Origin of the sequence: Glycomyces artemisiae, assembly GCF_003002955.1 — a bacterium.
Lineage (GTDB): Bacteria > Actinomycetota > Actinomycetes > Mycobacteriales > Micromonosporaceae > Glycomyces > Glycomyces artemisiae.
On the sequence record NZ_PVTJ01000002.1, the window covers coordinates 682,670 to 703,159 of the forward strand.

Annotated in this window: 21 protein-coding genes, 1 pseudogene and 1 riboswitch; of the genes and pseudogenes, 16 read left to right on the plus strand and 6 right to left on the minus strand. The window is 69.9% G+C overall.

Annotated features, from left to right (window positions below; genetic code table 11):
* Positions 1–3: 3 nt before the first annotated feature.
* The gene (locus B0I28_RS07770) at positions 4–441 is read right to left on the minus strand and encodes a thermonuclease family protein (protein ID WP_181245687.1); all 438 of its coding nucleotides are present in this window, start codon (positions 439–441) and stop codon (positions 4–6) included.
* A gap of 114 nt (positions 442–555) precedes the next feature.
* Here B0I28_RS07770 and B0I28_RS07775 point away from each other — a divergent pair, with 114 nt between their 5' ends.
* From B0I28_RS07775 to purH, 4 genes and pseudogenes are all read left to right on the plus strand, one after another.
* Positions 556–1,914 (plus strand): cell division protein PerM, encoded by a 1,359-nt coding sequence (locus B0I28_RS07775; protein WP_146148006.1) that lies wholly within the window; start codon positions 556–558, stop codon positions 1,912–1,914.
* Positions 1,911–2,516 (plus strand): phosphoribosylglycinamide formyltransferase, encoded by a 606-nt coding sequence (gene purN, locus B0I28_RS07780; protein WP_106363205.1) that lies wholly within the window; start codon positions 1,911–1,913, stop codon positions 2,514–2,516. Before B0I28_RS07775 ends, purN begins: the two co-directional genes overlap by 4 nt.
* 10 nt (positions 2,517–2,526) lie before the next feature.
* Positions 2,527–3,015, plus strand: a pseudogene (locus B0I28_RS07785) (VanZ family protein); the annotation flags it as partial.
* Positions 3,016–3,093: 78 nt separating this feature from the next.
* Positions 3,094–3,257: riboswitch (ZMP/ZTP riboswitch) on the plus strand.
* A 25-nt stretch (positions 3,258–3,282) separates the two neighbouring features.
* Positions 3,283–4,824, plus strand: coding sequence for a bifunctional phosphoribosylaminoimidazolecarboxamide formyltransferase/IMP cyclohydrolase (gene purH, locus B0I28_RS07790; protein WP_106363207.1), 1,542 nt, complete (start codon positions 3,283–3,285; stop codon positions 4,822–4,824).
* Between the two features lie 51 nt (positions 4,825–4,875).
* Here purH and B0I28_RS07795 read toward each other — a convergent pair whose 3' ends face one another.
* Positions 4,876–5,202, minus strand: a complete 327-nt coding sequence (locus B0I28_RS07795; RefSeq protein WP_146148007.1) for a hypothetical protein — start codon at positions 5,200–5,202, stop codon at positions 4,876–4,878.
* Between the two features lie 195 nt (positions 5,203–5,397).
* On the opposite strand from B0I28_RS07795, the gene B0I28_RS07800 reads away from it, so the two are divergent.
* The gene (locus B0I28_RS07800; RefSeq protein ID WP_245888909.1) at positions 5,398–5,772 is read left to right on the plus strand and encodes a TFIIB-type zinc ribbon-containing protein; all 375 of its coding nucleotides are present in this window, start codon (positions 5,398–5,400) and stop codon (positions 5,770–5,772) included.
* Positions 5,773–5,776: 4 nt separating this feature from the next.
* On the opposite strand, the gene B0I28_RS07805 is transcribed toward B0I28_RS07800, so the two are convergent.
* From B0I28_RS07805 to trpS, 4 genes are read right to left on the minus strand one after another with little or no spacing between them, the layout of a single operon-like run.
* Entirely contained in the window at positions 5,777–6,097 is a 321-nt protein-coding gene (locus tag B0I28_RS07805) for a type II toxin-antitoxin system PemK/MazF family toxin (protein WP_106363209.1), read from the minus strand.
* Positions 6,094–6,318, minus strand: coding sequence for a hypothetical protein (locus B0I28_RS07810; protein ID WP_245888910.1), 225 nt, complete (start codon positions 6,316–6,318; stop codon positions 6,094–6,096). The genes B0I28_RS07805 and B0I28_RS07810 overlap by 4 nt, the downstream gene beginning before the upstream one ends.
* A 12-nt stretch (positions 6,319–6,330) precedes the next feature.
* Positions 6,331–6,921 carry a 2'-5' RNA ligase family protein gene (locus tag B0I28_RS07815; protein WP_106363210.1) on the minus strand — a complete coding sequence of 197 codons (591 nt, stop codon included), beginning with the start codon at positions 6,919–6,921 and terminating at the stop codon, positions 6,331–6,333.
* Positions 6,921–7,937, minus strand: coding sequence for a tryptophan--tRNA ligase (gene trpS, locus B0I28_RS07820; protein ID WP_106363211.1), 1,017 nt, complete (start codon positions 7,935–7,937; stop codon positions 6,921–6,923). Before trpS ends, B0I28_RS07815 begins: the two co-directional genes overlap by 1 nt.
* A 104-nt stretch (positions 7,938–8,041) precedes the next feature.
* On the opposite strand from trpS, the gene B0I28_RS07825 reads away from it, so the two are divergent.
* From B0I28_RS07825 to B0I28_RS07875, 11 genes are all read left to right on the plus strand, one after another.
* Positions 8,042–8,833 carry a DeoR/GlpR family DNA-binding transcription regulator gene (locus tag B0I28_RS07825; RefSeq protein WP_106363212.1) on the plus strand — a complete coding sequence of 264 codons (792 nt, stop codon included), beginning with the start codon at positions 8,042–8,044 and terminating at the stop codon, positions 8,831–8,833.
* Complete coding sequence (gene galT, locus B0I28_RS07830; RefSeq protein ID WP_106363213.1) at positions 8,830–9,924, plus strand: galactose-1-phosphate uridylyltransferase; 1,095 nt, start codon at positions 8,830–8,832, stop codon at positions 9,922–9,924. The genes B0I28_RS07825 and galT overlap by 4 nt, the downstream gene beginning before the upstream one ends.
* Positions 9,867–10,892 (plus strand): UDP-glucose 4-epimerase GalE, encoded by a 1,026-nt coding sequence (galE, locus tag B0I28_RS07835; protein WP_106363214.1) that lies wholly within the window; start codon positions 9,867–9,869, stop codon positions 10,890–10,892. The genes galT and galE overlap by 58 nt, the downstream gene beginning before the upstream one ends.
* 42 nt (positions 10,893–10,934) lie before the next feature.
* Positions 10,935–12,077 (plus strand): galactokinase, encoded by a 1,143-nt coding sequence (galK, locus tag B0I28_RS07840; RefSeq protein WP_106363215.1) that lies wholly within the window; start codon positions 10,935–10,937, stop codon positions 12,075–12,077.
* An 803-nt stretch (positions 12,078–12,880) separates the two neighbouring features.
* On the plus strand, positions 12,881–13,228 hold the full coding sequence (locus B0I28_RS07845) for a hypothetical protein (protein ID WP_106363216.1): 348 nt from the start codon (positions 12,881–12,883) through the stop codon (positions 13,226–13,228).
* Between the two features lie 218 nt (positions 13,229–13,446).
* On the plus strand, positions 13,447–14,526 hold the full coding sequence (locus tag B0I28_RS07850; RefSeq protein ID WP_181245712.1) for a BMP family ABC transporter substrate-binding protein: 1,080 nt from the start codon (positions 13,447–13,449) through the stop codon (positions 14,524–14,526).
* A 37-nt stretch (positions 14,527–14,563) separates the two neighbouring features.
* Positions 14,564–16,120, plus strand: coding sequence for an ABC transporter ATP-binding protein (locus B0I28_RS07855; protein WP_106363218.1), 1,557 nt, complete (start codon positions 14,564–14,566; stop codon positions 16,118–16,120).
* Positions 16,117–17,403, plus strand: coding sequence for an ABC transporter permease (locus B0I28_RS07860; protein ID WP_106363219.1), 1,287 nt, complete (start codon positions 16,117–16,119; stop codon positions 17,401–17,403). The genes B0I28_RS07855 and B0I28_RS07860 overlap by 4 nt, the downstream gene beginning before the upstream one ends.
* Before the next feature lie 5 nt (positions 17,404–17,408).
* Positions 17,409–18,671, plus strand: coding sequence for an ABC transporter permease (locus tag B0I28_RS07865; RefSeq protein ID WP_219926619.1), 1,263 nt, complete (start codon positions 17,409–17,411; stop codon positions 18,669–18,671).
* 2 nt (positions 18,672–18,673) lie between these two features.
* Positions 18,674–19,069, plus strand: a complete 396-nt coding sequence (locus B0I28_RS07870) for a cytidine deaminase (RefSeq protein ID WP_106363221.1) — start codon at positions 18,674–18,676, stop codon at positions 19,067–19,069.
* 27 nt (positions 19,070–19,096) lie between these two features.
* Positions 19,097–20,374, plus strand: a complete 1,278-nt coding sequence (locus B0I28_RS07875; RefSeq protein WP_106363222.1) for a thymidine phosphorylase — start codon at positions 19,097–19,099, stop codon at positions 20,372–20,374.
* Positions 20,375–20,490: the final 116 nt, after the last annotated feature.

The following is a 20,490-nucleotide window of genomic DNA, read 5'->3' on the forward strand; positions in this document are numbered from 1 at the left end:
GGGCTATTCGTCGTTCAGGGACCCCCACATGCCGCGCTTCTCCGCCTTCGCGAGCCGCTCCGCCTTGCGCAGCGTGTCGCCGATCGTCAGCTCCTGGTGCCCCAGGATGTAGCAGTGCGCCATCCCCTCGGCGACGGCCAGAACGGCGTAGTTCATGCCGTTCTCCATCACCACGTGCGCCAGCAGCCGGTCGTACTGGTCGAACGCCGGGTCACCCGGATCGGTGAACAGGTTCACCGTGCGGCCTTCGAGCTTCGACTTCGCGTAGACCTTCGCCTCCGCGCCCCAGTCCTCCTCCTCGCGGAACCCGCCGGACTCGGGGGAGTTGATGCCCATGATCCGCACCCGGATCTTCTCGCCGTCGATGTAGGCGCGGAACGTGTCACCGTCCACGACCTCCTCGACGTCCACCGTGGCGTAGAAGTCGCCCGGACCTTCCATACTGCTGCCTCCTCCAGGCGGACCCCCGCGGGACCGCCGCCGACCCATCCTCGCATTCGCCCGCCCGTCATGGGAACCGTGCTCCGCGTGCCCCCTTGTGACAGACTGGTCGGCGTGGAGCGACGACCGAACCGACGCCCTGGCAGCACAGGGTCCGCGCAGCGCCACACCGTGCGCATCGACGCCTCGGCGCCGCCCCGCCAGTCCCGCAGCGAGAACGAACGCGAGACCGAGGTCCTCGACACCGGCGCCCGGCCCCGCGCGAAGCGCCCGCGCGCGCTGCTCGCGTCCGCGCTGGCGACGACCGTGTGGTGCGCGACGGTGGTGTTCACGCCGATCCTGGTGTGCGTCATCATCGGCTGGTGGCAGGCCGGGGCCCAAGGCCCGGTCTCCGTGGTCGTGGCCGCCGCCGGCACGGCCTGGCTCTCCGGGCACGGCGTGCCCGTCGACATCGGACCGGTGCACCTGAGCGTCACCCCGCTCGCCCTCACCGTCCTCATCGCCTGGCGGCTCGCGAAGGCCGCCGCCGGGACGACCCGCGCGATCGGCGGCCGCGACGCCGCCGCCGTCCGGGCCGCCGCCGGGCTCGTCTCGATCCTCTACACCGGACTCGTCGCCGGGGCCGCCGCGCTCAGCGCCCGCGGGCCCTTCGGCATCGACATGCTCCCCGCGCTCCTGCACGCCGTCCCGCTCATCGTCGCGGCCACCGCGTTCGGCGCCGCCCGCGAAGCCGGGGTCCTCCCGTGGGGCACCGCCTCCGTGTGGCTGCGCCGCGGCCTGCGCACCGGGCTCATCACCGCCGGGGCGCTCCTCGCGTTCGGCGCCGCCGCCACGGGCGCGGCGTTCGCCGTCCGCGGGCCCGTCGTCGCCGACACCCTGGGGCTGTACGGGAACGCGTCGTGGATCGTCGCGCTCATGAGCCTGCTGTACCTGCCGAACCTCGCCGTGTGGGCCGCCGCGTACCTCGCCGGTCCCGGCTTCGCCGTCGGCGCGGGCACCGCCGTCCAGACCGAGCTCGTCGAACTCGGGCCGCTCCCCGCGTTCCCGGTGTTCGCAGCGGTCCCGAACGCGCCGCTGCCCGACTACGCGACGGTCCTCGTCGGGCTGCCGCTCATGCTCGCCGCCGTGTTCGGCGTGATCCTCACCTACCGGTCCCCGGACCTGCGGCTGCCCCGCGTCACGACCGCGTCGATCGTCGCCGCCGCCACCGGGGCCGCCTCGCTCGCGCTCCTGTCGTACCTCTCCGGCGGCGCCGCCGGGCAGGACCTCCTCGCCGAGCTCGGGCCCGACCCTGTCGCGGTCGCCGGGATCGCCGGGGTCCAGTTCCTCATCGGTCTCGTCGGCGCCGCGCTCGTCGCCCGCCTGTTCGCCGTCCACCGCCGCGCCGCCGAAGCCGAGCTCGTGCGCAGGGACACGGTGGTCATCCCCGATCCGGCGCCGAGCCGCGAGGACGGGTTACCGTTTCACCCGTGACCGCCAAACTCGTCGTGCTCGTCTCCGGCTCGGGCTCGAACCTCCAGGCCCTCCTCGACGCGAGCGCCGACCCCGCCTACGGCGCGAAGGTCGTCGCCGTCGGCGCCGACCGCGACGGCACCTACGGGGCCGAGCGCGCCGCGAAGCTCGGCGTGCCGACCTTCGTGCACAAGGTCAAGGACTACGCCACCCGCGACGAGTGGGACGCCGCGCTCACCGCCGAAGTCGCCTCCTACGAGCCCGACCTCGTCGTCTCCGCCGGGTTCCTCAAACTCTGCGGGCCGCGGTTCCTCGACGCGTTCCCCGGCCGCTACGTCAACACCCACAACTCGCTCCTCCCCGCGTTCCCGGGCATGAACGGCCCCGGCGAGGCCCTCGCCGCGGGCGTCAAGATCGCGGGCGCGACCCTCTTCATCTGCGACTCCGGCGTCGACACCGGCCCGATCATCGCCCAGTGCGCCGTCCCCGTCGAGGACGACGACACCGCCGAGACCCTCACCGAGCGCATCAAGGAGGCCGAGCGCGCCCAGCTCGTCGAGTCCGTGGGCCGCATGATGCGCGACGGCTGGAAGGTCGAGGGCCGCCGGGTCATCCTCGGCTAGCATCGCCCGAATGCACGCACCCCTCGCCGTCAACTCCCTCGAAGCGAACACCCTCTACGTCGCCTTCGCCCTGCTGCCCTTGGCGTTCGCCGCCGCATGGGCGCTCGCCGCACGGCGCATCCGCCGCGGCCGGCCGCGCCGCGACGCCTGGCTCCACTCGCTCGCCGAGGTCGGCGCGGTCGTCGGCTCGGTGCCGCTGCTGTTCCTCGGCCTCACCTCCCGCGAGGGCGCAAACGCGCTCCAGCTCGTCCCGCTCGTGGACCTCGCCGACCTGGCCGGGGCCTCGCCGCGCCGGATCGTCGAGCAGCTCGCCGGGAACCTCTTCGTGTTCGCCGCCGCCGGGTTCTTCCTGCCCGTCCGGTTCCGCATCGGCCTCGGCGCGGTCGCGCTCGGCGCCGCCGCGGCCGCCGTCCTCCTTGAGGCCCTCCAGTACACGTTCCTGACCGGCCGGGTCGTGTCCGCGGACGACGCGCTCATGAACGCGGCGGGGGCCGTGCTCGCGGCGCTGGCGTCCCGGCCGTGGTGGCGGGCGTCACGCGACGCGGCCGGCCGGGAGCCCCGGAAGGCCGTGTTACGCTCGGCTGGTCGCGACTGGCGAGTGACGTCTTTCGAGGTTTCCCGTGGCACGGACCGGGCAGCTCGTTGTTGAGGGGGGACCTTCAGAAGACGCCACGGGTGGAGTACCACCGGGGAGCGGCGCTGCTGAACCTGTTACTGCGGTCGAACGCCTGGGCCGCAGTCATCTTCGATCAGGAGCAGTGCATTCATGTCCGAGCGGAAGCTCATCAAGCGGGCCCTCGTCTCTGTCTTCGACAAGACCGGCGTCATCGACCTCGCCCGCGACCTCCACGCCGCAGGCGTCGAGCTCGTCTCCACCGGCTCCACCGCGGCGCGCATCGCCGAGGCCGGCATCCCCGTCACGAAGGTCGAGGACCTGACCGGGTTCCCCGAGATCCTCGACGACCGCGTGAAGACCCTCCACCCGAAGGTCCACGCCGGGATGCTCGCCGACGTGCGCCGCGAGTCCCACCGCGAGCAGCTCGCCGAGCTGGGCATCGAGGCGTTCGACCTCCTCGTGAGCAACCTGTACCCGTTCCAGGAGACCGTCGCGACGGGCGCGGGCTTCGACGACATCGTCGAGAAGATCGACGTCGGCGGGCCCTCGATGGTCCGCGGCGCCTCCAAGAACCACGCGAACGTCGCGGTCGTCGTCGACCCCGCCGACTACTCGTGGATCCGCGACGCCGTCAAGGAGGGCACCACCGCGGAGCAGCGGCTCCGCCTGGCCGCCAAGGCGTTCGCGCACCTCGCGACCTACGACTCCGCCGTCGCGACCTGGCTCGCCGAGCAGTCCGCGGAGGGCCTGGGGGACTTCCTGGCGCTGCCCGCGACGAAGCTCGCGGACCTGCGCTACGGCGAGAACCCGCATCAGGACGCGGCCGTGTACGCCGTTCCGGGCGCGCCGGGCCTCGCGCAGGCCGAGCAGCTCCACGGCAAGGCCATGAGCTTCAACAACTACACCGACGCCGACGCCGCCTGGCGCGCCGCGCACGACTTCACCGCGCCCACGGTCGCGATCATCAAGCACGCCAACCCGTGCGGGATCGCCACGGGCGCTTCGATCGCCGAGGCCCACCGCAAGGCCCACGCGTGCGACCCGCTGAGCGCCTTCGGCGGCGTGATCGCCGCGAACGCCGAGGTCGACGCCGAGGCTGCCGCGCAGATCGCGGAGATCTTCACCGAGGTCGTCGTGGCGCCGTCGTTCACCGACGAGGCCGTCGCGATCCTCACCGCGAAGAAGAACCTGCGGCTGCTCAAGGCCCCCGAGTGGACGCCCGCCGCGGTCGAGCTCAAGCCGATCTCCGGCGGCGTGCTCGCGCAGCGCCCCGACCGGGTCGACGCGGACGGCGATGCGCCCGCGAACTGGACCCTCGCGACCGGCGAGCCCTCCGACGAGGCGACCCTCGCGGACCTCGAATTCGCTTGGCGCGCGGTGCGTTCGGTGAAGTCGAACGCGATCCTCCTCGCTTCCGGCGGCGCCTCCGTGGGCGTCGGCATGGGCCAGGTCAACCGCGTCGACTCCGCGAAGCTCGCCGTCGAGCGCGCGGGCGCCGAGCGGGCCGCGGGCTCGGTCGCGTCCTCCGACGCGTTCTTCCCGTTCCCCGACGGCCTCCAGATCCTCATCGACGCGGGCGTCAAGGCCGTCGTCCAGCCGGGCGGCTCGGTCCGCGACGAGGAAGTGATCAGCGCGGCCAAGGAAGCCGGGATCACCATGTACCTCACCGGGACCCGGCACTTCACTCACTAAGATACGTACACCGAAGGGCTGCACGGGAATCCGTGCAGCCCTTCGTCGTGCTTACGAAGCCCAGGTGACGCAGGTGCTCGGGAGGTAGCCCCAGTCGTCCCCGGCGTAGTTGACGCGGGCCCACTGGTCGGTGGTCCCGCCGCACGCGGTGTAGGAGGCGCCCGGGACGAGCGCGCAGTCCGCGTCGTAGGTGCTCCCGGCGGTCACCGCGCCGACCGTGCCGCCCGCGGTGCCCGGCTCGGCCCAGACCGCGCGGTTCTCGTCGGCCACGGCCTGGCACACCGCGTCCGCCTCGGAGGCGTTCGCCGAGGTCGCGAATCCGGCCGTGAACGCCGCCGCGGCCGCCAGGGCCGCCGCAGCCGTCATCAATCGCTTCACGTTCCACTCCATTTCGTCATGGTTCGCGGGGATTGCCCGCGCCACGATGACGCTTTCACGGATGCGGCGTCCCAGTCGAGGCCCGAACGGGAATGGTCAGGTTTCTTACCGAAGGCGTTCTAGCTGAGAGAACTCACAGGTGGGAGGCCCGCTTCCGGTTGGGCATCCATGGCCGATTCACGATAGGTTGATGTCATGATGCAGATGCTCTGTCCGAAATGTCAGAACCCGATGCACCAGTACGAGCGGAACGGCGTGGTCGTCGAGCAGTGCTCCGAATGCAAGGGCATCTTCCTCGACCGCGGGGAGCTCGAACACCTCATGACCGCCGAGGCGTCCTTCCAGCGCGGCGCCCCCGGCGCCCCCGGCGCCCCCGTCGCCCCCGCCGGCCCCCCGCCCCGGTACGACGACCGCCGTGACGACCGCCGCTACGACGACCGGCGCGATGACCGCCGGTACGACGACCGCCGCCGCGACGACCACTACGACGACCGCCGCCACCACGGCGACGACTACCACTACAAGAAGAAGAAGCGCAAGAGCGTCTTCGAGGACCTCTTCGACTTCTAGATCGCTAGAGCAGAGCGAGCTTGATCAGGAGCGCCCGATCGAGTGCTTCAAGCTCGCTCGCTTCGAGCACGCCCATGAACTCTCCGAACCGGCCGTGGTCCAGTGACTGGATCTGGTCGGTGAGGATCCGGGTCTTGGAGCCGAGGAACTCGACCTCGGGCCGGTAGACTGCTGCACCTGCACTTGTGGAGGTCATGGCGACGGTGACAGTGCTGCACGAGAACTGGTTCGACTGAATGACGATGCAGTATCGCCTGCCGTACTGCTCGTGGCTCTGCTTGTTGCCGATGGCGCGGACCTCGTAGATGGCGCCTCGGAAGATCACTCGACCAGGCCCAAGTAACGCTGAATGGCAAGCATCTCGGCGCGGTCGTCCGGATCGTTGGCAAGCCGCTCGGCATCAGCCTGGGCCTGCTTGATGAGTTCATCGCGATAGGTGTGGAGCAGCGCATAGCGAACTGCCTCGGAGCGGGTGCGCCCTGACTCGGTCAGCGCTGCGATGGCTTTTTCCATCGCCTCGTCGGTGCGTACGTTCAACATGCTCATGCGGCGATTGTATCACAAATTGTATTGCGATTTTCCTTCATGAAGCGGGAAGACTGCTCTCGGGGTCCAGGGGACCGGGGCTCCGGCCAGGGTCTCGAAGGTCCAGGCGCCGGGGCTCGGGTGGGTGTAGAGCGTGAAGGACTCGACGCGGAACTTCGCCTCGAAGCCCGCGAGGGCCGCGAAGGCGTGGTCGAGCGCGGCGGTGCCGACGTTCTGCGCGACGGTGACGTGCGGGTGGTACGGGAAGGTGCGCTCGCGTTCGGCCGGGCCGGTGCGGATCGCCGCTTCGAGCTGCTCGCAGATGGCGATGCCGTCGGCGACGGCCACGAACACGACCTCGGTGACCGGCCGGAACGAGCCGGTGCCGCGCAGGTGCAGGTCGAAGCGCGGGCAGGCGGCGGCGACGGCCGCGAGGTGGGCCCGGAACGCGTCGAGCGATGCCGCGGGGATCTCGGTGGGCCCCAGGAGCGTCAGGTGCGCGGGGACGATCCCGCCGAGCGCGTCGCCGGAGGCGATGCGGGCGCGGTCCAGGATCTCTCCCCACGGCGGGGGCACCGGGATCGCCACCCCCACCGTGACGGTCCTCCCGCCGGTGTCGGCCACTAAAGCGCTACCGGCGGGTAGAAGCCGATCTTCTTGTACGTCTTGGCGATCGTGCGGGACGCGAGGTGCCTGGCCTTCTCGGCGCCCATCGTGAGGATCCGGTCCAGCTCGGCCTTGTCGGCGAGGATCTCCTTGGTGCGCAGGGCGACCGGCCCGAGCGTGTCGGCGACGACGTCGGCGAGGTCGCCCTTGAAGTCGCCGTAGCCGCGCCCGGCGTACTCCGCTTCGAGCTTCTCGACCGTGGTGTTGCCCAGGGCCGTGTAGATGTTCATCAGGTTCGACACGCCCGGCTTGCGCTCGGGGTCGAACCGGACCTCGGCCTCGGAGTCGGTGACGGCGCTCTTGATCTTCTTGCGCATCTGGTTCGGCTCGTCGAGCAAGTACAGGCACCCGCGCGGGGAGGTCGAGGACTTCGACATCTTCTTCTCGGGCTCGGCGAGGTCCTTGATCGTCGCGGTCTCCTTGACGATGTAGGGCTCGGGGACGGTGAACGTCTCGCCGAAGGTGCCGTTGAAGCGGATCGCGAGGTCGCGGGTGAGCTCCAGGTGCTGTCGCTGGTCCTCGCCGACGGGGACCTGGTCGGTCCGGTACAGGAGGATGTCGGCGGCCATGAGGATCGGGTAGGTGAACAGGCCCACCGTTGTGCGTTCTTGTTTGGCCGACTTGTCCTTGAACTGGGTCATGCGGCTGGCCTCGCCGAACCCGGTCTCGGAGCCGAGGATCCACGCGAGCATCGTGTGCTCGGGGACCTGGGACTGCACGAACAGCGTGCACCGCTCGGGGTCGAGGCCCAGGGCCAGGAGCTGAGCGGCGCTCACGCGCGAGCGCTCGTGCAATACCTTTGGATCGTGATCGACGGTGATCGCGTGCTGGTCGACGACGCAGTAGAGCGCGTCCGTGGTGTCCTGCATCGCCACCCACTGCCGCAGCGCCCCCAGGTAGTTCCCGAGGTGGAACGAGTCCGAGGTCGGCTGGATCCCGGAGAAGACGCGGGGCTTGCGGTCGGCAGTGGTCATGGACCGATTCTGACATCCGGGCCGAGACCGCGGCCACCCGGTATTGCGGCCCCGCCGATCTTGATGTTTAATTGTGTTGGATCTTGAGGGAAGGGGAGTCGCCGATGCTGGCGCAGCAGCGACAGAGCCGGATCGCCGAACGCGTGCACCGGACCGGCGCGGTCCGCGTGGCCGAGCTGGTCGAGGAGTTCGGCGTCTCGGACATGACCATCCGCCGCGACCTCGAAACCCTCGCCGACCGGGGCCTCGTCGCCAAGGTCCACGGCGGCGCCACGGCCGTCGACTTCGGCTCCACCTCCGAGCCCGGGTTCGCCGTCAAGCAGGTCCGGCAGGAACCCGAGAAGCAGGCCATCGCCGACGCCGCCGCGACCCTCGTCGGGCCCGGCCAGGCCATCGCCCTCTCCGCCGGGACCACCACGTGGACCCTCGCGCACCGCCTCACCGACGTCCCCGACCTCACCGTCGTCACCAACTCGGTCCCGGTCGCCGACGTGTTCTACCGGGCCGGGCGCCCCGACCAGACCGTGATCCTCACCGGCGGCGTGCGCACCCCCTCCGACGCGCTCGTCGGGCCGTTCGCCGTCGCGTCCCTGGAGAAGGTCAACGTCGACACCGTGTTCCTCGGCGTCCACGGCATGTCCGCGCGGGCCGGGTTCACCACCCCGAACCTCCTCGAAGCCGAGACCGTCGCGACCCTCGCGTCGAAGGGCCGCCGCCTCGTGGTCGTCGCCGACCACACCAAGTTCGACGTCGTCGGCATCGCCACCGTCGCGTCCCTCGACAGCGCCGACGTCGTCGTCACCGATTCCCTCCTCGACGAGGAGGCCCGCCGCACGCTCGGCGAGCACGTCGACCAGGTCGTGCTCGCGCCAGTCCACATCGAGAAGAGACCATGACCTCGTACCACGTGGAGACCGGCGGCCTCGCCGACGGCCGCCAGATCCTGTACTTCAACACCGCCCCGGACGCCGGGCGCGCCTCGTTCGCCGACAAGCGCGACCTCGGCGACCGCGTCAGCGCCGGGGAGATCCGGTACGACGTGCTCCGCGACGAGTGGGTCGCCGTCTCGGCCGGGCGCTCGGGCCGCCCCAACCTGCCCGTCGCCTGCCCGCTGTGCCCCTCCGACGGCCAGGAGCTGACCGAGGTCCCCGCCCCCGACTACGAGGTCGCGGTCTTCGAGAACCGCTTCCCCTCCTTCGGCGGCTTCGGCGAGCCCGGGCCCCTCCCGCCGACTGAGGCCACCGGCATGGAGACCTCCGCGCCCGCCTCGGGCCGCTGCGAGGTCGTCGTCTTCTCCGACGACCACAACTCCTCCCTCGTGGACCTCAGCCCCGAGCGGGTCGCGCTCATCGTCCGCGCCCAGGCCCACCGCACCGCCGCCCTCCGGGAGCGCGGCGACGTCGCGCAGGTCTTCTGCTTCGAGAACCGCGGCGTCGAGATCGGCGTGACCCTCCACCACCCGCACGGCCAGATCTACGGCTACCCGTACACCACCCCGCAGACCCGCAGGCACCTCGACGCCAACCGCCGCCACCGGGCCGCCACCGGCCGCGACCTGTTCGACGACATCCTCGAATCCGAGCGCCGCGGCCCCCGCGTCATCGCCGAGAACGACCACTGGACCGCGTTCACCCCCTACGCCGCCCGCTGGCCCTTCGAGGTCCACCTCTACCCGCGCGGCGAGCGGTTCGCGGACCTCACCGAACTGCCCGACGAGTACATCGACGCGTTCGCGCCGCTCTACCTGGACGTCCTCAAACGCTGCGACAACGCCTACCCTGGCGAGCAGATGCCGTACATGGCCGGCTGGCACCAGGCCCCGTTCGGCGAGGACCGCGACCTCGGGCGGCTGCGCTTCGAGCTCGTCTCGATCCGCCGCGGCCCCGGGCGCGTGAAATTCCTGGCCTCCTCGGAGTCCGTCATGGGCGGATGGGTCCACGACCTCGGCCCCGAGACCTCGGCCACCATTCTCAAGGAGGCACTGTGAAATACCTCGTGACCGGCGGCGCCGGCTACATCGGCTCGATCGTCGCCACCATGCTCCTCGAAGCGGGCCACGAGGTCGTCGTCCTCGACGACTGCTCGACCGGCGCCGCCGAGCGCGTCCCCGCCGGGGCCGAACTCGTGCGCAAGAGCGTGCAGCAGGTCGCCGAGGTCCTCGACGGCTCCTTCGACGGCGTCCTCCACTTCGCCGGGCTCATCGCCGCGGGCGAGTCCATGGAGAAGCCCGAGATCTACTGGGAGGCCAACACCAACGGCACGTTCGCGCTCCTCGCCGCGATGCGCGAGGCCGGGGTCCGCACCCTCGTGTTCTCCTCCACCGCCGCCGTCTACGGCAACCCGACCGAGGTGCCCATCAAGGAGGAGGCCGTCAAGGCCCCCACCTCCACGTACGGCGCCACGAAGCTCTCCAGCGACATGGCCATCCAGTCCGAGGCCACCGCCCACGGCCTCGCCGCGGTCTCCCTGCGCTACTTCAACGTCGTCGGCGCCTACCAGGACCAGTCCGGCGTATGGCACGGCGAGAACCACGACCCGGAGACCCACATCATCCCGATCGCCTTCGACGCCGCCTCCGGGCGCCGCGAGTCCTTCGCGATCTTCGGCGACGACTACCCGACCCCCGACGGGACCTGCGTCCGCGACTACATCCACGTCGCCGACCTCGCCGAGGCCCACCTCCTCGCGCTCGGCGCCGCCGCGGCCGGGGAGCACAAGATCTACAACCTCGGCAATGGCAACGGCTTCTCCAACAAGGAGGTCGTCGCCACCGTCAAGCAGGTCACCGGCACCGACTTCCCGGTCGTCGTCGGGCCCCGCCGCGCCGGGGACCCCGCCGAGCTCGTCGCCTCCTCCGAGCGCGCGAGGACCGAACTCGGCTGGAAGCCCAGCCGCGACGCCCTCGACCGCATGGTCGCCGACGCCTGGGCCTACTACCAGCATGCCCGCGGCTAGCCGCCCGACCGCCGACCACCGCCACCCGAACCGGAAACGACCATGACGAACACCGACACGCACGCCGCCGCCCTCGCCGAGACCGCCGCGGCCGCCTTCCGCAGCACGTTCGGCACCGAACCCGAGGGCCTGTGGGCCGCGCCCGGCCGCGTCAACCTCATCGGCGAGCACACCGACTACAACGACGGCTTCGTGATGCCCTTCGCGCTGCCGTTCTACGCCGTCGTCGCCGCCTCCAAAGCCGACGAGTGGGCCTTCCACTCCACCTACGGCGACGGCGCGACCCTCGGCGGCGCCACCCTCGACGGCTTCGACGGCTGGGCCGCCTACCTCGCCGGGACCGCATGGGCCCTGAACGAGTCCGGCTACCCGGTCGGTCCGACCCGCTTCGCCCTGCACTCCGATGTGCCCGTCGGCGGCGGCCTGTCGTCCTCGGCCGCCATCGAGTGCGCGGTGCTCATCGCGCTGGCGGACCTGTACGGCCACGACATCGACCGCGCGGAGGCCGCGCGGATCGCGCAGAAGGGCGAGAACGAGTACGTCGGCGCGCCCACGGGCGTCCTCGACCAGTCGGCGTCGCTGCTGTGCGAAGCCGGGCACGTCATGTTCATGGACTGCCGCGACCTCTCGCGCGAGCAGGTCCCGTTCGACCTCGCCGCCGCTGACCTGACGATGCTCGTCATCGACACGCAGGCCCCGCACCGGCACGCCGACGGCGAGTACGCGGCCCGCCGCGCCGACTGCGAGGAGGCCGCCCGCCAGCTCGGCGTGCCCTTCCTGCGCGACGCGCCGAAGCACGCGAAGCTCGACGACGAGCGCCTGAACCGGCGCATGCGCCACATCATCACGGAGAACGAGCGGGTCCTCCAGACGGCCGCGCTGCTCAAGGAGGGCCGGACCGCCGAGATCGGCGGCCTGCTGACCGCCTCGCACACCTCCCTCCGCTACGACTACGAGGTCTCCTCGGTGGAGCTCGACTCCGCCGTCGACGCCGCGCTGGGCGCCGGAGCGCTCGGCGCGCGCATGACCGGCGGCGGTTTCGGGGGCAGCGCCATCGCCCTGGTGGAGGCCGCCTCGGCGCAGAAGGTGGAAGCGGCCGTGGTCGACGCGGCGGCCCAGGCCGGTCTGCCGACTCCGCGGGTCTTCACGGCCCGCGCGGCCGCCGGAGCGCACCGCGTGCGATAAGAGGACGAGACGGCGGCCCAGAGTGTGACTGGCTGGCCCGTAAACCTAGCCCGAGCGCCAGGTAGCCCTTCTTCTGCCCTCGATAGGGCATATAGGACATTTATGTTCAAAATTGCATGAATCGTATATATCATATTTTCATGATATTTGAAGGTGAAGTGAATTCATAGTAGGATGACCAGATGCTACGACGCTTCATCACCTCAATATCCCTTGGAGTCCTCGCTGTTGCGGGATCACTTGTTTTTGCTTCCCCTGCTCAGGCTGCCGTTTGGTGTGCGGGCTCCAACCAAAGTCCCTCTCCTTCAGACCCCGGTGGGCGGGACGCGTATGCAAGCTTTTATCGGAATTCTGCGTGTAGTGGCATTATCTTCGGTGCTAGTTTCAATGCCTATGGCGAGACCTTGACTATCACGAGCGGCAATGCCCTGGGAGAGGGGTACAACGCGATCTGGGTGCATATGTACGTTTACCCTCCGAGTGGCAGCGGTGTTTCCGATGATGAGGACACCATTACCTTTCGAGGCAGTTATTCGAGTTCGTACAGTGTAGATGAACACAATCTTGGAACGCCCGATGGGAGCGGCGATATTCCGGAAGGTTCCGACATTACATTCCAGGTGTGCGCTGACGGAGACACTGTGTCTCAAAAGTGTTCAACCTGGGTAGACGGAATTGCATAAATTTTGCTCTATTTCGGAGAATCGGTTGTAGCGGGCGAGCCTCATATGAGACTCGCCCGTTTTTGATGGCCCCCTGATGCAAGTGGGCTGAGGGAATGAATCTCTGGGATACTCCGGGGCATGGATTTCATACACCTCGTGCTGCGCTACCTCCACCTGCTCGGCTTCGCCGCGGTCTTCGGCGGCTGGGTGGTGTCGTGGCTGTCGCGCAAGTTCAACTTCAACACCGCGATGCTCTACGGGATCGCGGTCCAGCTCGCGACGGGCATCGTGCTCTACGGGATCGTAGCCGCCGAGGGCGACGCGAACCACGCGAAGCTCGGCGTCAAGTTCCTCCTCGCGCTGCTGCTCGCCGTCATGATCGCGATTCCGGTGTGGAAGAAGCGCGAGAAGGTCGCGGCCGGGCACTTCTGGGCCACGGGCGCGCTCATCGCGGTGACCGCGGGCGTCGCGGTCTTCTGGCAGTAGCCGCCGCACAGGTTCACCGGCCTGTAACGCGGACTGCGGCAATGCGGCCGTATTAGGGGCGAAACACCAGTTCACCCCGGTCTCGGTCATAGGATGTTTCGGTAACGAAATCATCAAGGAGAGTGTCAGAGGCCATCAAGTGCGGCCATGATTAGGCGGGTATCGACGTACCCCTTGAACTTTCGAAGGAGACCGTGATGGCTGTGAAGCCGTTCAAGCTGGTCGTGGCGGGCCTTTCCGCCGTTGGCCTTGCCGCCCTTGCCGCTTGCGGCGACGCGCCCACTGACAGCGGGAGCGACAACGCTAACGCCTCGTTCTTGGCCTGCATGGTGACCGACTCAGGCGGCATCGATGACAAGTCGTTCAACGAGTCCGCTTGGGCCGGCATGGAAGCCGCGAAGGCCGAGAACGACGACATCGACGTGAAGTACAAGGAGTCCTCGAACACCGACGACTACGACCCGAACCTCCAGGCCTCGGTCGACGACGGCTGCGACTTCATCGTCGGCGTCGGCGGGCTCATGGCCGCGAACGTCACCACCGCCGCGCAGGCGAACGAGGGCATCGGCTTCGCGATCGTCGACGGCTCGCCGTCCGACGCCGAGGGCAACCCGGTCGAGACCTCGAACGTGTACTCCATCCAGTTCGACACCGCCCAGTCCGCGTTCCTCGCGGGCTACGTCGCGGCCGCGCAGACCCAGACCGGCACCGTCGCCACCTGGGGCGGCATGCAGATCCCGCCGGTGACCATCTTCATGGACGGCTTCGCCGAGGGCATCGCCAAGCACAACGAGGACAAGGGCACCGACGTGCAGCTCCTCGGCTGGGACGAGGCCGCGCAGACCGGCACGTTCCTGAACAGCTTCGAGGACGCCGCCGCCGGCAAGTCCACTTCGGACACGTTCATCAGCCAGGGCGCCGACATCCTCTTCCCGGTCGCCGGCCCCGCCGGCATCGGCGCGCTCACCGCCGCCGAGGAGGCGGGCGACGCGGTCAACGCGATCTGGGTCGACACCGACGGCTACGAGTCCACCGAGTACGGCTCGAAGCTCATCACCTCCGCCGAGAAGGGCCTCGCCCAGGCCGTCCAGGACGCCGTCCAGGCCGCCTACGATGACAAGGCCGGCAACGGCACCTACGTCGGAACCCTCGCGAACGGCGGCGTCGCGCTCGCCCCGTTCCACGACTTCGACGCCGCGGTCTCCGACGAGACTAAGGCCGAGGTCGAGGCGCTGACGCAGCAGATCATCGACGGCACGCTCGTGGTCGAGTCCCCGGCCAGCCCGGCCGCCTCCTAGCGGTCCGCACACCGGTTTCGATCACGAGGGACGTGCATTGCGACTCGAACTGAAGGGCCTGACGAAGAAGTTCGGCTCGTTCACTGCTGACGACGACATCGACCTGGTGGTCGAGCCCGGCCAGATTCACGCGGTTCTCGGTGAGAACGGCGCGGGCAAGTCGACGCTCATGAACATGCTCTACGGGATCCTCCAGCCGACCAGCGGGGAGATCCTCATCGACGGGGAGCCGGTGGCCTTCTCCGGTCCGGGCGACGCCATCGCCGCCGGGATCGGGATGGTCCACCAGCACTTCAAGCTCGTCGGTCCCTTCAGCGTCGCAGACAACGTGCAGCTCGGCCGGGAGCACACCCGCGGTGCGGGGGTGCTCTCGGCCAGGGCCGCACGGAAAGCCGTCCTGGACGTGTCGGAGCAGTACGGGCTCCGCCTGGACCCCGACGCGGTCTGCGAGGACCTGCCGGTGGGCGTCCAGCAGCGCGTCGAGATCGTCAAGGCCCTCTCGGGCCCCAAGACCGAACTGCTCATCCTCGACGAGCCGACGGCGGTGCTCACGCCCGCCGAGATCACCGAGCTGCTCCAGATCATGCGCAACCTCGCCGAGGCGGGGACGTCGATCCTGTTCATCTCGCACAAGCTCAAAGAGGTCCAGGCCGTCGCCGACCACATCACCGTGATCCGGCGAGGCAAAGTGGTCGCCGAGCTGGAGCCGACCGCGTCGGAGTCGGAGATGGCCTCGGCCATGGTCGGCCGCGCCGTGTCGCTCCAGGTCGACAAGACCCCCGCGCGGCCCGGCGAGCCCCGCCTGGAGGTCAAGGACCTCACCGTCGTCTCCGACGCGGGCGTCAAGGTCCTCGACGGCCTCGAACTCACCGTCCACTCAGGAGAGATCGTGGGCCTGGCGGGCGTCGAGGGTAACGGCCAGACCGAGCTCGCCCGCGCGATCCTCGGCCTCGTCAAACCCGACGAGGGCCACATCTCCGTGGACGGCGCCGACGTCCACGGCCGCCCCCCGGCCCGCCGCATCGCCGACGGCCTCGGCTACATCCCCGAGGACCGCGGCCGCGACGGCCTCGTCTCCGAGTTCTCCGTCGCCGAGAACATCGTGCTCAACCAGTACCGCGACGCCCCCTACGCGAAAGGCGGCGTCGTCGACGCCGCCGCCGTCCACAAGCGGGCCGTCGACTCCATCGCCGAGTTCGACATCCGCACCCAGTCCCCGGACGAGACCGCCTCGTCCCTGTCCGGCGGCAACCAGCAGAAGGTCATCATCGCCCGCGAGTTCTCCCGGCCCCGCCGGTTCCTCGTCGCGGCGCAGCCGACCCGCGGCGTCGACGTCGGCGCCACCGAGTTCATCCACTCCCGCCTGATCGCCGAGCGCGACACCGGGACCGGGGTCCTGCTCATCTCGTCCGAACTCGACGAGATCTACGCCCTCGCCGACCGCATCGCCGTCATCTACAACGGCCGCATCGTCGGCGAAGTCGCCCCCGACACGCCCCGCGAAGTCATCGGCCGCCTCATGGTCGGCGCCTCCGCGACCCCCGAGACCCCCGAGACCAGCACCGACGAGGACGCCGACGGAGGTGACCGATGAGCGACAGCACCACCACCGAGGCCCCGGCCGAACCGCCCGCGCCGGTTGAAGAACCGGAGCAGAAGCCGAACTTCATGCGCGTCTTCGGCCGCTACCTCACCGAGGCCAACTCGGTCATGGTCACCGTCTACTCGCTGCTGCTGGCGTTCCTCATCGGCGCGATCCTCCTCATCGTCTCCGACGAGTACACCCGCTCCACGTTCTCGTACTTCTTCGCCCGCCCCCAGGACGCCCTCCAAGCCTCCTGGTACCTCGTGCGCGACTCCTACCTGTCGCTCTTCGAAGGCGCCATCCTCAACCTGAACACCCTGGAGTCCTACCAGGCCGGGCAGGCCGACTTCGGGAACCTCCTGCGGCCCCTGTCCGAGACCCTCACCTACGCGACACCGCTCATCTTCACCGGCCTCGCCGTGGGCCTCGCGTTCCGCGCCGGGCTGTTCAACATCGGCGCCCAGGGCCAGCTCATCTTCGGCATGATGGGCGCGCTCATCGTCGGCTTCAGCCTCGACCTGCCGATCTGGCTCCACCTGCCCATCGCGATCATCGCGGGCGGCCTCGCCGGAGCCGCGCTCGGCGCCGTCCCCGGCGTCCTCAAAGCCAGCACCGGTGCGCACGAGGTCATCTCCTCGATCATGCTCAACAACATCGCCGCGCTGTTCCTCGTCTGGGCCCTCGGCACGAGCTTCCTCCACTCCGAGACCAAGTCCGACCTGGTCTCCAAGCCCGTCGACGACTCGGCGGTCCTTCCGGGGCTCCTGTCCTCGCTCAACCCGTCCCTGCGCGTCAACCTCGCGCTCGTCATCGGCTTCGCCGCCGCGGTCTTCACCTGGTGGCTGCTCTCCAAGTCCACGTTCGGGTTCCGCATCCGCGCCGTCGGCTTCAACGAGCACGCCGCCGCCACCGCGGGCATGCGCATCGGCTCCACCTACACGACCACGATGGCCGCCGCGGGCGCCCTCGCCGGACTCGGCGGCGCCGCGCTCGCGCTCGGCGTCTCCTCCGGCGGCATCACCACCAACACCGCGCTCGACTACGGCTTCAGCGGCATCACCGTCGCGCTCCTGGGCCGCGCCAACCCCGGCGGCATCGTCGCCTCCGCGCTCCTCTTCGGCGCCTTGAAGGCCGGCGCGCTCTCGGCGCAGCCCGACGTGCCCGTCGACATCTCGACCCTGCTCCAGGCCACCATCGTGCTGTTCATCGCCGCACCGGCCCTGGTCAAGGCGATCCTCCACCTGCGCACCCCGCGCGGCGGCCTCGTCACTCTCGAAGCGAAAGGCTGGTGAGCCCCATGGCAGTGGACACCGCGCCCGCGCTGGTCGACGACCGCGCCCCGGCCCGCCACGCCAGGGCCGGAACCGTCTACGCGGTCCTGGGGCTCCTGCTCATCGCGGCCGCGTTCACGTGGCTCGGCGGCAAGACCACCGTGATCGCGTTCGACAAGACCCTCACCGACGCCTCCTGGGCCGCACCGACCTTCGCGATCGTGCTCGTCCTCGGCGCCCTGTGCGCCGCCGCGGGCGCCTGGATGCTCGTCGGCCTCCCGCAGCGCCGCTTCAGGCTCGCGTCCACCGTGGGCGTCGCCGCGCTCGTGCTGTCGCTGCTGTTCTGGGCCTACTCCCAGGAGGGCACGGTCTTCCGGGCCGAGTCGATCCTCGCCGGGGCCCTGTTCCTGTCGATGCCGTACATCTTCGGCGCGCTCTCGGGCGTCGTCTGCGAGCGCTCCGGCGTCATCAACATCGGCATCGAGGGCCAGTTCCTCATGGGCGCGTTCACCGGCGTGCTCGTCGCGAACATCACCGGCAGCATCTACGCCGGGCTCGCGGGCGCGATGATCGCCGGGTCGCTCTCGACGATGCTCCTCGCGCTGCTCGCCACGAAGTACCAGGTCAACCAGGTCGTCGTCGGCGTCATCCTCAACCTCCTCGCGCTCGGCTTCACCAGCTTCATGTACGACCAGCTGAAGAAGGCCGAGGGCTTCAACGACGCGTTCTCCGTCCCGGTCATCACCTGGGGCCCGCTCGCCGACATCCCCGTGATCGGCCCGGTCCTGTTCCAGCAGAAGCTGTTCGTGTACGCCGGCCTCGTCATGGTCGCCGTCGTCTGGTTCCTGCTGTACCGGACCCGCTGGGGCCTGCGCACCCGCGCCGTCGGCGAGCACCCGGCCGCCGCGGACTCCATGGGCGTCAACGTGAACCGCCTCCGCTACTGGAACGTCGTCGCCGCGGGCCTCCTCGCGGGCTTCGGCGGCGCGTGGTTCACGCTCGGGAACTCCTTGGCGTTCAACAAGAACATGACCGCCGGGCTCGGCTTCGTCGCGCTCGCCGTCATGATCGTGGGCCGCTGGAACCCCCTCGGCGTCCTCGCCGGGGCCCTGATCTTCGGGTTCACCACCCAGATCGCCCGCGACCTCTCCGCCGCCGGGTCGTCCGTGCCCGGCGAGTTCCTCCAGATGCTCCCGTACGCGGTCACCCTCGTGGTCGTGGCGGGCCTCATCGGCAAGGCCAAGGCCCCCGCGGCCGACGGCGTACCGTACAACCCGGGGGACAAGTAGCCGTGGCCGACGTCGACTGGGAGCTGCTGCGCGGCAAGGCCCGCGAGGCCATGGCGCACGCGTACGTCCCGTACTCGAAGTACCCGGTCGGCGTCGCCGGGCTCGTGGACGACGGCCGGATCGTCTCCGGCTGCAACGTCGAGAACGCCTCGTACGGCCTGACCCTGTGCGCCGAGTGCGGCATGATCTCCCAGCTCGCCGCCACTGGCGGCGGACGGCTGGTCGCGGTCGCATGTGTGGACGGCGCAGGGGAACCCCTCACCCCCTGCGGCCGGTGCCGCCAGCTCCTGTTCGAGCACGGCGGCCCGGACTGCCTCGTGGACGAGGGGTCCGCGCCGACGACCGTGGGGGCCCTGCTCCCCGGCGCGTTCGGCCCGGACCACCTGTCCGCTAACTGAATCCATTCTTGTAGTGAGGGAAAGCCAATGATCACCGCCGTCGACGTCATCCGCACCAAAAGGGACGGCGGCGAGCTCTCGTCCGCGCAGATCGACTGGGTCATCGACGCCTACACGAAGGGCGACGTCGCCGACGAGCAGATGTCGGCGCTCGCGATGGCGATCTTCCTCAATGGAGCGCAGCCCCGCGAGATCGCCGACTGGACCGCCGCGATGATCCGCTCCGGGATCACGCTCGACCTTGCGGCTGTGGGGAAGAAGTGCGTCGACAAGCACTCCACGGGCGGCGTCGGCGACAAGATCACCCTCCCGCTCGCGCCGCTCGTCGCGGTCTTCGACGTGGCCGTCCCGCAGCTGTCGGGCCGCGGCCTCGGCCACACCGGCGGCACGCTCGACAAGCTGGAGTCCATCCCCGGCTTCCAGGTCGACATGACCGAGGCCCAGGTGGTCGAGCAGCTCAAGGAGATCGGCGCGGTCATCTGCGCCGCCACCGGCGACCTCGCGCCCGCCGACAAGAAGCTCTACGCCCTCCGTGACATCACCTCCACTGTGGAATCGATCCCGCTGATCGCGTCCTCCATCATGTGCAAGAAGATCGCCGAAGGCGCTGACGCGATCGTCCTCGACGTCAAGGTCGGCTCGGGCGCGTTCATGAAGGACTTCGGACGCGCCAAGGAGCTCGCCGAGACGATGGTCCGCCTCGGCACCGACCACGGCGTCGACACCCGCGCCCTCCTCACCGACATGTCGATCCCGTTGGGCCGCACCGCGGGCAACGCCCTCGAAGTTCGCGAGTCCGTCGAGGTCCTCGCGGGCGGCGGCCCCGCCGACGTCGTCGAGCTCACCGTGGCCCTCGCCAAGGAGATGCTCGCCGCCGCAGGCCGACCCGATGCCGACCCGGCCGCCGCGCTCAAGGACGGACGCGCGATGGACGTCTGGCGCAAGATGATCACCGCGCAGGGCGGCGAGGTCGACGCGCCGCTCCCGATCGCCCGCGAGACCGAGGAGCTCACCGCCGACGCCGACGGCTTCGTCTCGGCAATGGACGCCTACGCCGTCGGCGTCGCCGCCTGGCGCCTCGGCGCGGGCCGCGAGCGCCAGGGCCAGCCCGTCCAGTTCGGCGCAGGGATCGAGATCCTCAAGACCGTGGGCGAACCCGTCAAGGCCGGAGAGCCGGTCCTGCGCCTCCACACCGACACCCCGGACCGCTTCCCCGCCGCCAAGGAGGCCCTCGCGGGCCACTGGGCCGTCGGCGCCCGCCCGGCCGACCGCGGCCCGATCATCCTCGACCGCGTCACCGCATAACCCGATCCACAGGAAGGGCGGCCCCGCGATGCGGGGCCGCCCTTCGATTTTCGGGGGCAAGCGTTCGCCGCGAAATCCCGTATATTCCATATCGGAACCCCGACTCCTCTATCCCC

Excerpts from the sequence above, each read along its gene's own strand:
- trpS (WP_106363211.1), bottom strand. The coding sequence starts at position 7,937 with ATGACCACTGCCGACCGCAAGCCCCGCGTCTTCTCCGGGATCCAGCCG.
- B0I28_RS07770 (WP_181245687.1), bottom strand. The coding sequence starts at position 441 with ATGGAAGGTCCGGGCGACTTCTACGCCACGGTGGACGTCGAGGAGGTC.
- B0I28_RS07810 (WP_245888910.1), bottom strand. The coding sequence starts at position 6,318 with ATGAGCATGTTGAACGTACGCACCGACGAGGCGATGGAAAAAGCCATC.
- B0I28_RS07845 (WP_106363216.1), top strand. The coding sequence starts at position 12,881 with ATGGATTTCATACACCTCGTGCTGCGCTACCTCCACCTGCTCGGCTTC.
- galK (WP_106363215.1), top strand. The coding sequence starts at position 10,935 with ATGACGAACACCGACACGCACGCCGCCGCCCTCGCCGAGACCGCCGCG.
- purH (WP_106363207.1), top strand. The coding sequence starts at position 3,283 with ATGTCCGAGCGGAAGCTCATCAAGCGGGCCCTCGTCTCTGTCTTCGAC.
- galE (WP_106363214.1), top strand. The coding sequence starts at position 9,867 with ATGGGTCCACGACCTCGGCCCCGAGACCTCGGCCACCATTCTCAAGGA.
- galT (WP_106363213.1), top strand. The coding sequence starts at position 8,830 with ATGACCTCGTACCACGTGGAGACCGGCGGCCTCGCCGACGGCCGCCAG.
- B0I28_RS07865 (WP_219926619.1), top strand. The coding sequence starts at position 17,409 with ATGGCAGTGGACACCGCGCCCGCGCTGGTCGACGACCGCGCCCCGGCC.
- B0I28_RS07800 (WP_245888909.1), top strand. The coding sequence starts at position 5,398 with ATGATGCAGATGCTCTGTCCGAAATGTCAGAACCCGATGCACCAGTAC.
- B0I28_RS07825 (WP_106363212.1), top strand. The coding sequence starts at position 8,042 with ATGCTGGCGCAGCAGCGACAGAGCCGGATCGCCGAACGCGTGCACCGG.
- B0I28_RS07875 (WP_106363222.1), top strand. The coding sequence starts at position 19,097 with ATGATCACCGCCGTCGACGTCATCCGCACCAAAAGGGACGGCGGCGAG.
- B0I28_RS07860 (WP_106363219.1), top strand. The coding sequence starts at position 16,117 with ATGAGCGACAGCACCACCACCGAGGCCCCGGCCGAACCGCCCGCGCCG.